General features: G+C 48.5%; 1 protein-coding gene. It reads right to left on the bottom strand.

Going from position 1 to position 1153, the window contains the following annotated elements; genetic code table 11:
- Positions 1–109 precede the first annotated feature (109 nt).
- A complete protein-coding gene (locus R7093_RS24040) occupies positions 110–1114 on the bottom strand; it encodes an IS110-like element IS5075 family transposase (RefSeq protein WP_000427614.1) in 1005 nt (334 codons plus the stop codon).
- Positions 1115–1153 lie beyond the last annotated feature (39 nt).

Here is a 1153-nt window from a genome sequence, read left to right as displayed (position 1 = left end):
GCCTTTCCGTTTTACAGGTTCCTCAACAGGCCGGTGGGCCGTTAGTATCATCAATATCAGTATTCGCAAAACCAGATGAATGATTGTTTAAACTGGTGTATTTCTGCCTTTATGCTTCGTAAGTTTGCTGTCGCGCCGTCAGTGCCCAGGCTATTCTGGCCAGCTTGTTTGCCAGAGCACAGGTGACGACAAAGTTGCTTTTCCGACACAACAACTCCCTGACCCAGTCGGCCAACTTGCCAGACTGGTGTTCCAGTTTTTGTATGAATACCCTGGCACACTGAACCAACAAAGTTCGGATCTTTTTGTTGCCCCGCTTGCTAATCCCTAACAATGTCGTCCGACCTCCCGTGCTGTACTGTCGGGGTACCAGCCCTGTTGCCGCCGCAAAGTCACGGCTGCTGGCGTACTGCTTCCCGTCGCCAATCTCAGTTGAAATAGTACTGGCAGTCAGCGTTCCAACGCAGGGAATACTCAGCAAGCGCTGTCCAACCTCATCTTCGTCCAACTTTCGTTTCAACTGAGATTCCAGATCTTTAATCTGCTCAACAAGATAGTGATAATGCTGTTGTAATTTCAGCAGTAACTGGCTGAGATAAAGAGGCAAACTACTGTCCTCAAGAAGGGTACTCAGTCGACTAATAACGGCAGCACCTCGCGGAACGCTGATACCAAATTCCAGCAGAAAAGCATGCATCTGATTAGTTGTTTTCACCTTATCCTGAACCAGGGATTCACGGACACGATGCAGAGCTCGCATTGCCTGCTGAGATTCGGTTCTGGGCTGCACGAAACGCATAGATGGACGTGATGCTGCTTCACAGATAGCTTCAGCATCAACGAAGTCATTTTTGTTGCTTTTAACGAATGGGCGGACAAATTGCGGTGATATCAGCTTTGGAAAATGCCCTAACTCTGCCAGCTTGCGTGCCATAAAGTGAGAACCGCCACAGGCTTCCATCGCGATGGTTGTTGCCGGGCATGTCGCCAGAAATTCGATTAGCTTTGGTCGGGTGAATTTTTTACGGTAAACGGCCTTCCCACGATGATCCTGACAATGAATATGGAAAGAGTTCTTACCCAGATCGATACCAATAAGCGCAATGTTTTCCATGATGGTTCTCCGAATGAAAGCCTGTCCTCAGCATAGTAC

This window comes from Vibrio sp. 1580, assembly GCF_033340055.1.
This window is presented reverse-complemented; position numbering and strand designations above follow the sequence as displayed.

Coding starts and splice junctions, on each gene's coding strand:
- R7093_RS24040 (WP_000427614.1), bottom strand. CDS start 1,114: ATGGAAAACATTGCGCTTATTGGTATCGATCTGGGTAAGAACTCTTTC.